The 8,431-nt window shown below is 69.5% G+C and carries 11 protein-coding genes; 5 read left to right on the forward strand and 6 right to left on the reverse strand.

The window, feature by feature from the left end; translation table 11 throughout:
• On the forward strand, positions 1 to 303 hold a 303-nt coding region (locus RWO82_RS14230), incomplete at its 5' end, for a helix-turn-helix domain-containing protein (protein ID WP_314428187.1).
• Between the two features lie 2 nt (positions 304 to 305).
• Positions 306 to 1,283 carry an SRPBCC family protein gene (locus RWO82_RS14235; RefSeq protein WP_314428188.1) on the forward strand — a complete coding sequence of 326 codons (978 nt, stop codon included), beginning with the start codon at positions 306 to 308 and terminating at the stop codon, positions 1,281 to 1,283.
• Between the two features lie 151 nt (positions 1,284 to 1,434).
• On the opposite strand, the gene RWO82_RS14240 is transcribed toward RWO82_RS14235, so the two are convergent.
• A complete protein-coding gene (locus RWO82_RS14240; RefSeq protein WP_314428189.1) occupies positions 1,435 to 1,851 on the reverse strand; it encodes a DoxX family membrane protein in 417 nt (138 codons plus the stop codon).
• A gap of 25 nt (positions 1,852 to 1,876) precedes the next feature.
• Positions 1,877 to 2,632, reverse strand: a complete 756-nt coding sequence (locus RWO82_RS14245) for a ribonuclease H (RefSeq protein WP_314428190.1) — start codon at positions 2,630 to 2,632, stop codon at positions 1,877 to 1,879.
• 81 nt (positions 2,633 to 2,713) lie between these two features.
• Here RWO82_RS14245 and RWO82_RS14250 point away from each other — a divergent pair, with 81 nt between their 5' ends.
• Positions 2,714 to 3,775, forward strand: coding sequence for a mechanosensitive ion channel family protein (locus tag RWO82_RS14250; protein ID WP_314428191.1), 1,062 nt, complete (start codon positions 2,714 to 2,716; stop codon positions 3,773 to 3,775).
• On the opposite strand, the gene RWO82_RS14255 is transcribed toward RWO82_RS14250, so the two are convergent.
• The 3 genes from RWO82_RS14255 to RWO82_RS14265 all read right to left on the reverse strand — a co-directional run bounded on the left by RWO82_RS14255 (position 3,744) and on the right by RWO82_RS14265 (position 5,467).
• On the reverse strand, positions 3,744 to 3,971 hold the full coding sequence (locus RWO82_RS14255; RefSeq protein ID WP_314428192.1) for a hypothetical protein: 228 nt from the start codon (positions 3,969 to 3,971) through the stop codon (positions 3,744 to 3,746). The two genes, RWO82_RS14250 and RWO82_RS14255, sit on opposite strands and share 32 nt — an antisense overlap.
• A 133-nt stretch (positions 3,972 to 4,104) precedes the next feature.
• A complete protein-coding gene (locus RWO82_RS14260; protein ID WP_314428193.1) occupies positions 4,105 to 4,428 on the reverse strand; it encodes a protealysin inhibitor emfourin in 324 nt (107 codons plus the stop codon).
• Positions 4,403 to 5,467, reverse strand: coding sequence for a M4 family metallopeptidase (locus RWO82_RS14265; protein WP_314428194.1), 1,065 nt, complete (start codon positions 5,465 to 5,467; stop codon positions 4,403 to 4,405). Before RWO82_RS14265 ends, RWO82_RS14260 begins: the two co-directional genes overlap by 26 nt.
• Before the next feature lie 117 nt (positions 5,468 to 5,584).
• Between RWO82_RS14265 and RWO82_RS14270 the strand changes: the two genes are divergently transcribed.
• Complete coding sequence (locus RWO82_RS14270) at positions 5,585 to 7,105, forward strand: SDR family NAD(P)-dependent oxidoreductase (RefSeq protein WP_314428195.1); 1,521 nt, start codon at positions 5,585 to 5,587, stop codon at positions 7,103 to 7,105.
• Between the two features lie 140 nt (positions 7,106 to 7,245).
• Here RWO82_RS14270 and RWO82_RS14275 read toward each other — a convergent pair whose 3' ends face one another.
• A complete protein-coding gene (locus tag RWO82_RS14275) occupies positions 7,246 to 7,584 on the reverse strand; it encodes a helix-turn-helix domain-containing protein (RefSeq protein WP_314428196.1) in 339 nt (112 codons plus the stop codon).
• Between the two features lie 77 nt (positions 7,585 to 7,661).
• Between RWO82_RS14275 and RWO82_RS14280 the strand changes: the two genes are divergently transcribed.
• The gene (locus tag RWO82_RS14280; protein WP_314428197.1) at positions 7,662 to 8,318 is read left to right on the forward strand and encodes an NAD(P)H-dependent oxidoreductase; all 657 of its coding nucleotides are present in this window, start codon (positions 7,662 to 7,664) and stop codon (positions 8,316 to 8,318) included.
• Positions 8,319 to 8,431 lie beyond the last annotated feature (113 nt).

Raw genomic sequence — 8,431 nt, forward strand, 5'->3', positions numbered from 1 at the left:
CGGACGATCGAGCGGGAGCAGTCCGTCTCGACCCTCGCCTCCGAATACGACATGTCGTTCGCCGCGGTGCAGAAGCACGTCGCCGTGCTCGAAGCGGCCGACCTCATCGTCAAGCGCGCCGAGGGACGCGAGCGGCTCGTCCGCGCGAACCCCGAGATGATCGCCCGCGCCAGGGCGCTCCTCGCCCGATACGAAGAGCTGTGGCGGTCCCGCATCGCCCGACTCGACGACCTGCTGGCCGAGAAGCCGGCGCCCACCACTGATAGCAGCACCGAAGATCCACGAAACGAAGAAGGAGCCTGACAATGCCTGTCACCGACGTCGTAACCGATGCCGAGAACCTCACGATGACCGTCGTCGCCGATCTGGCGGCACCGATCGAGCGCGTGTGGGACGCATACAGCGACCCGCGTCAGCTCGAGCGGTTCTGGGGACCTCCCGGATGGCCGGCCACCTTCACCGCCTGGGACCACACGGTGGGCGGCAAGGCGAACTACACGATGCACGGCCCGCGCGGCGAGAAGGCGTCGGGGACATGGGAGTTCCTGCGCATCGACGCTCCGCACAGCTTCGAGGTGCTCGACGCGTTCGCCGACGAGCAGGGCACGCCCGACGCCGACCTGCCCTCCATGCGCATGACCTTCACCTTCGAGTCGACGGCAGACGGCACCCGCATGGTCAACACGAGCCACTTCGCGACCGCCGACGCGCTCGAGCAGATCGTCGCGATGGGTGCGGTCGAGGGCACGAGGCTCGCGATGAGCCAGCTCGACGCCGTGCTGCAGGACCTGCGCGACTACGCCCAGGGCAAGGGCACGCAGGTCGAACTGCTCGACGACACCCACGTGCGCATCACGCGTCTGGTCGAGGGTCCGCGCGAGCTGGTCTGGAAGGCCCACAACGAGCCCGAACTCATGAAGAAGTGGCTGCTCGGACCCGACGGGTGGGAGATGACCGAGTGCACCGTCGCGACCGAGGTCGGGCAGACCTATCGCAACTCGTGGGCGCCTGTGGGTGACACCGAGGGCGAGCCGTTCGGGTTCGAGGGCGAGGCTCTGCTCATCGACGCGCCCCGCCGATCGGTGCAGACCGAGCGGATGATCGGGATGCCGGTCGAGACGCTGAACGACCTCAACCTGTACGAGGAGGACGGCGCGACGCTGATCACGCTCTACATCGAGTACCCCGACAAGGAGACGCGCGACATGATCCTCGCCACCGGCATGGCCGACGGCATGGAGGCGTCGTACGACCGTCTCGAGCGCGAACTGCTCACGGTCTGACGGTCGAGGTTCCGCACAGCGGCCGGGATGCGGGTCGTCGACGCATCCCGGCTCCGCTGCCGGGTCACTTTGGCACCGCCGCTCCGCTGCCGGGTCACTTTGGCACCGCATCCGCCTGTGTCCGGTGCCGAAGTGACCCCGCACCGGGCGCTCACGCCTCCGGGGTCAGTTCCGCATCGCGGCGCCGAGTGCGCGTCGACCAGATCGCGAGCGCGATGAGCACCGGCTGGAAGAACAGGCGCACGAAGCGCTTCATGTCGGTGTCGAGGCCGAAGGCATCACGGTGCTCGGTCCACTGCGCGATGTTGCCGGGGAAGACTGCGACGAAGAACAGGGCCGTGATGATGCCGACCAGTCCGCGGCGCTTGCGGGCCACGAGAAGCGCGGTGCCCAGACCCACCTCGACGACGCCCGATGCGAGGACAGTCACATCGGGATCGAGCGGCACCCAGTCAGGCACCTGAGCTCGGAACTCATCGCGTGCGAACGTCAGGTGCGAGACGCCCGCGAAGACGAGGAAAGACCCGAGCGCGAGCCGACCGACCGTGCGTGCGACATTCTTCGCCATGGTGCGAGTGTACGCGCGGGGCGGGTCAGATCAGGCGGCGGAGGGCCTCTTCGAGCGTGACGCCCTGCGCCTCGGCGCGGTCGCGCAGGCGGGCGTGCTCGTCGCTCGTGAGGGCCAGCCGCACCTCGATCGGGTCGTCGACCGGCGCGTAGAGCCCGTCGAGCAGGTCGGATGCCTCGGCCCAGAGCGGCTCGGCGACCGCGGGCGCCACGACCGGGGTCGCTCCCGCGCCGGCGTCAGAGGTGGATGCTGCAGCGACCGGGGCGGATGCCGCGGCGATCGGGGCGGATGCGGCGACCGACGCCCCGGCATCCGTCGCCATCGTGAAGCCCGGGCCCCGACGCGGCTCCTGCTTAGCCTGGTAGGCCTTCGCGGCGGCGTTCGCACGTTCGTCGGCGGCCTCGTTGAGCGGATGCCCCGCGTGGCCCTTGACCCACGAGAATTCCACGTCACGCCCGCGGATCGCCTCGTCGATGCCCTCGAGCAGATCGCGGTTGAGCACGGCGCCGCCGTCGGACTTGCGCCAGCCTTTGCGCTTCCACCCCGGCATCCATTTGGTCACCGAGTCGATCACGTACCGGCTGTCGCATTCGATCAGCAGCTTCTCCGAGATGCCCGCGGTGGCCTGCAGCAACTCGAGCACGGCCCGCAGCTCGCCCTGGTTGTTGGTGCCGTGCGGGGATCCGCCGGCCGCCCAGTTGGCGTCGTCGATGTACCAGGCCCAGCCGTTGGGGCCGGGGTTGCCCAGGGCGGAGCCGTCTGCGGCGGCGGTGATCGTCATCCTCCCACCGTAGCCGCGACGGGCGACACGGCCTGTTCCGCGGCTTTCGCGTCTGCCATGCCCCCGACATAGTGTGGAGTGATGCCTACCGACTTCGAATGGGATCCCTGGGTCGGCACCGCGGCGGCCGTCGCCATCGCGCTGATCGTCGCCGCCGCCGCTCTCGCGCTGCTCGCCCTCGTCTCGGCCCTCGTCAGCCGTCGCGTGCCGTGGGTGCGCGAGCTCGCCCGACGAGTGCGCAACGCCATGATCGCCACGACCGCGGTGGTCGCGATCTGGATCGCCGTCGCGACCACGGAGCCCGCGATGCAGACGTGGTGGCCGGCGCTGTCGAGGCTGTTCCTGATCGGCACGATCCTGACGGGGTCGTGGCTGCTCGCGGCGGCGGTCTCTTTCGGCTTCGAGCGTCTCATCTCCCGAGAGGAGACGCTGCTCGTCGGACCGGAGGCGCGGCGCCGACGCACGCAGCTGCTGGTCATCCATCGCCTCGTGCTCGTGACGATCGCCGTGCTCGCTCTGGGCACCGTGCTGTTCACGTTCCCCGAGATGCGCGCGGTGGGCACCAGCCTGCTCGCATCCGCGGGCATCGTGAGCATCATCGCGGGCCTTGCGGCGCAGTCGATCCTCGGCAATCTCATCGCGGGCGTGCAAGTCGCGTTCACGGATGCGATCCGCGTGGGTGACGTCGTGGTGGTCGAGGGCGAGTGGGGCCGGATCGGCGAGATCAACCTCTCGTACGTGGTCGTGTACATCTGGGACGAACGGCGCCTGGTCGTGCCGTGCAGCTACTTCACGACCACCCCGATCGAGACGTGGACGCGCCGCTCCGACAAGATCCTCGGCACGGTGTATCTCGATCTCGACTGGCGGGTTCCCATGGGTGAGCTGCGTGCGGAGTTCCAGCGCATCGTCGAGGCGTCACCGGCGTGGGACGGACGCTCGTCGAGTGCGGTGGTCACCGACGCGCAGGGAGGCTTCGTCACGGTGCGCCTCGTGATGTCGTCGAAGGACTCCGACGACCAGTGGACGCTGCGCTGCGAGGTGCGCGAGAAGCTCATGGAGTGGCTGCAGCGAGAGCATCCTGAGGCCCTTCCCCGCACCCGGGTGGACGTCAGTCCTCCGGCTCGCGATCCTCAGCCGTGACCGCCTCGGGTGCCGGCGGGGCGGCGGGGAAGACGATCGACGTCACAGATCCGCCCGACTCCAGCCCCATGCCCAGAGACAGCGGGTCGACCGTCGGCGTCGTGGGGAGCACTTCGGCTTCCGCGCGCTCGATCGGCTCAGAGGGCAGAGCCCACTCGGTGTCCTGCTCTTCGGGGCGCTGCTGGAAAAGACCCATGCGCACCATTCTCACCCGGATGCTCGCCTCGACAGCCGGATTCACACCGGATTGCCCGGTTCGGGAGGATGCTCCCGCCGGCCCGCGCGGTCGAGCACGGCGCGGCCGGGGTGTGCCCCCGCGCTCCCTGGAATCACCGCGACGAGGCTGACCCCTTCGCCGCCGCGCGCACCGCATCGACGAGATCGCGCCACGGCCCGGCGAGCGCGGAGTCGGGCAGCTCTCGCTCTCGCTCCTCCGAGGGAGTGTGCACGCGGATCAGCCACACGAACCGATCGGCGCCGGTCGAGGGATCTCCGTCGGCATCCCACGGGCAGCTGTCGACCATGGTGAGCCATTCGGGAGCATCCGCGGGGTCGGGTTCCACCCGCCACTGACGTCGGATGCCGGCGATGCCGCCCGTGCGCACCACCGCGATGACGACCTTCGGATCAGTCGGTGCGGGGGACTCGCTCATCTTCATAGACTCCCACGGTCGTCCACGCGCGTCGAGCGGCTGTGGCCGTGGCCTCGTCGACGGAGGATGCCGCAGCGACCGTCGCATCCGCGAAGTCCGTGAAGCTCGCGGTGCTCGACAGCCCCCCGGTGAGTGCCCGATACCAGACGGTGCCCGCGGTCTCCCAGGCGTTGCCGCCCAGATCGATCGCGAACAGGGCGAAGGCGCGGTTGGGGATCCCCGAGTTGATGTGCACCCCGCCGTTGTCCTCCGTCGTGCGCACGAAGTCGCTCATGTGGGCCGGCTGAGGATCCTTGCCGAGCTCGTCGTCGTCGTAGGCCGTGCCCGGCTCGATCATCGACCGAAGTGCCTTGCCCTGCACGGCATCCGTGAAGATCTCGGCCCCGATGAGCCAGGTCGCTTCGGCCGCGCTCTGCCCGAGGAGATGCTGCTCGGTGAGCGCGCCGAACACGTCGGCGATCGACTCGTTCAGCGCACCCGGCTGCCCCTGGTACTCGAGGTTCGCGTTGTACTGCACGACGCCGTGCGCGAGCTCGTGACCGATGACCGTGGTCGAGGTCGTGAAACCCACGAACACCTCTCCGTCTCCGTCGCCGAACACCATGCGCCGGCCGTCCCAGAAGGCGTTGTCGTAGTCGACGCCGTAGTGCACCGTGGCGTCGAGCGGAGCACCGGCATCGTCGAGCGAGTTGCGGCCGAACGCCGTGAGCAGCATCTCGAACGTCGCACCGAGGCCGTCGAAGGCCTGATTCACCGACTCGTCGTCGACGGGCGGATCGTCTTCGGTGCGCACGACCGCCCCCGGAAGGTTCTGCGTGTTGCCGGCGTCGCTGATCGTGCGGTTCGGGGCGTCGGAGATCTCCGCGACGAGGTCGCCGTTCTCATCGATCGACAGGTCGAGTCGCGTGCGGAACGGCGGTCGCCCCGCCGTCAGAGTCTGCCGAGCGGCAGCCGCGGCGCCCGGGTAGCGACCCGATTCGGCGAGGCGCGCGAGCAGGTAGGAGGGGACGATGCCGCGGAGTTCGGTGTGGCTGCTCATGCACCGACCCTACGCCGGGGTTCCGACGTTGAGGAGAGCACGGTCCGGGGCGCCGTCGGAGAGCCTCGGCGTCGGGCGGAGGGCGAGATCCCAGATACCTCGCGTAAAATCGGCACAATGACCGATGCCCCTTCCGACGCTGCACCCGACCTCGGACCCGGCATCGACCCCGAAGACCTGGCCACCACGCTGCGGGTGCTGTCCGAACTGCACCAGATCGACAACGAGCATCCCGACTTCGTCGCCGTGCGCCATGCGACTGCCGCGATGTTCAAGGCGGTCAAGCGCGTGCGCCGCAAGGAGATCCGTGACGCGATCGCCGAGGCCGACAAGGCGGTCGTCGCCCGCACGGCCACCGGCGCGCCCGACCGCATCGACGACGAGACCCGCGGACACGACCTCGCGAGCAGCGTCGTCGACGCCCCGATCGCGGGCGAACTGCTCAAACCCCGCAACTGCTACATCTGCAAGCAGCCCTACACGGTGGTCGACGCGTTCTACCACCAGCTCTGCCCCGACTGCGCGCGCTTCAGCCACGGCAAGCGCAACGCCCGCACCGACCTTACCGGCAAGCGCGCGCTGCTCACCGGCGGCCGGGCGAAGATCGGCATGCACATCGCTCTGCGGCTGCTGCGCGACGGCGCGCACACCACGATCACGACCCGCTTCCCGCGCGATGCGGTGCGCCGGTTCTCGGCGCTCCCGGACTCGGCCGACTGGCTGCACCGGCTGCGCGTGGTCGGCATCGACCTGCGCGACCCCGCGCAGGTGATCGGCCTCGCCGACTCGGTCGCGGCTCAGGGCCCGCTCGACATCCTCATCAACAACGCCGCGCAGACCGTGCGGCGCTCGCCGGGTGCGTACTCGCTGCTGGCGGATGCCGAGCTGCAGCCGCTCCCCGACGGGCCGCTGCCCGAGATGGAGACCTTCGGTCACACCGCCGACCCGCATCCCCAGGCGCTGCAGGCGTCGGTCGACGCGCATCCGCTGCTGTCGGTCGCGGCCCTCGGCGGCACCGTTGCCGAGCAGGGCGGCCAGGCGCTGACGGCCGAAGACCTCGCGCGGCTCGCGATGGCCCCCGGATCGTCGTCGCTCGAGAAGCACGCCGACGGCAGCGCGATCGACGCGGGCGGTCTCGTGCCCGACGTCAACCGCACGAACAGCTGGGTGCAGTCGATCGACCAGGTCGATCCGCTCGAGATGCTCGAGGTGCAGCTGGCCAACACGACCGCGCCGTTCCTGCTGATCAGCCGGCTGCGCGCGTCGATGGCCGCCTCGTCGGCGAACCGCAAGTACGTGGTCAACGTCTCGGCGATGGAGGGCCAGTTCTCGCGCCGGTACAAGGGACCCGGGCACCCGCACACCAACATGGCGAAGGCCGCGCTGAACATGCTCACCCGCACGAGCGCGGGGGAGATGCTCGAGACCGACGGCATCCTGATGACCGCCGTCGACACGGGGTGGATCACCGACGAGCGTCCGCACTACACCAAGGTGCGCCTCGCCAAAGAGGGCTTCCACGCGCCTCTCGACCTCGTCGACGGAGCAGCTCGCGTGTACGACCCGATCGTGCGCGGCGAGGCCGGCGAAGACATCCACGGCGTGTTCCTGAAGGACTACGAGCCCAGCCCCTGGTGACCCTCGGTCGCCCTGCCTCGGCCGGGGATGTCGCCGTCCCCCCTTGAACTTTCGAATCGCGCACTTTGCAGATTCTGGGCCGCGATTTCTGCAAAGTAAGCGATTCGAAAGCATCCGCCGGGGCCGGGGCCGGGGCCGCGTCAGCGTGCGCGGATCTCGAGGTTGGCCGAGGCCCAGGTGCCGAGCTGGTCGAGGATCGGCAGCAGCCCGAGGCCGCTGTCGGTCAGCGCGTACGAGACGGTGACGGGCGGTCCGGCGTCGACCGAGCGCGCCACGAGACCGGCATCCGCGAGTTCGGCGAGCCGATCGGACAGCATTGTGTCGCTGATGCCGGACACTCCGCGGCGCAGCGCGACGAACGTCGAGGGACCGCTGCCCAGAGACGACACGATCATGCCGTTCCATCTCTTGCCGAGCACGCTGAAGGCCAGTGTGACGGCGGCATCGCACACGTGCGCCTCTTCGTCGACCTCGGCCATGCGTCCATTGTACTGTGCTACGTTAACGCGAGTCGCTAAGAAAAACAGAGCGACTACGAAAAACGAAAGGTATGGCCATGTCCCTGTTCCGCCTGGATGCCAGCATCCTCCCCGCGTCGTCCGCCAGCCGTTCGCTCGCCGACCTCGTCGAAGCCGAGTGGACCGCCACACACCCCGACTCCACGGTCACCCGCCGCGACCTCGCCGCCGACCCCGTGCCCGCCACGGCCTGGGCGGATGCCGTGACCGGCGGCTTCGTCGACGAGGCGCAGCGCACTCCCGCACAGAATGAGGTGCGCGCACTCGCGAGCACCTTCGCCGACGAGCTGATCGGCGCGGACGCTCTGCTCTTCGCCGTGCCGCTGTACAACTACGGCGTCTCGCAGCACTTCAAGACCTGGTTCGACCTGGCCTACACCGATTCGCGCATCGATCCGCAGGGCACCGCGCTGCGCGGCAAGCCGGCGACCCTCGTGACCGTGCTCGGCGGCAACTACGCGCCCGGGACGCCCAAGGAGGGCTGGGATCACTCGACCGGCTGGCTGCGCCGCGTGCTCGAGGACGTCTGGGGTCTCGACCTGCGCGTCGTGGAGCGTCCGTTCACCCTGGTGGGCGTGAATCCTGCGCTCGACGCCTTCGCCGACACGGCCCGCGAGCTGAAGGAGAACGCCGAGTCCGACGCGCGAACCTACGGCCGCGAGCTCGCCGCCCTGAGGGGCGACCAGGTCGCCTGACGCTGCGCACGGCCTGTCGGCGCGGGCGGGGTGGCACGGCTCGGCTCGTGGTGTGGCGCCTGTTGTCGCTCTGGGGCGTGGGTGGCGTCAGGAGGTGCCAACTGAGGGTGGGC

The sequence above is a fragment of the uncultured Microbacterium sp. genome, assembly GCF_963521645.1.
Taxonomy (GTDB): Bacteria; Actinomycetota; Actinomycetes; order Actinomycetales; family Microbacteriaceae; genus Microbacterium.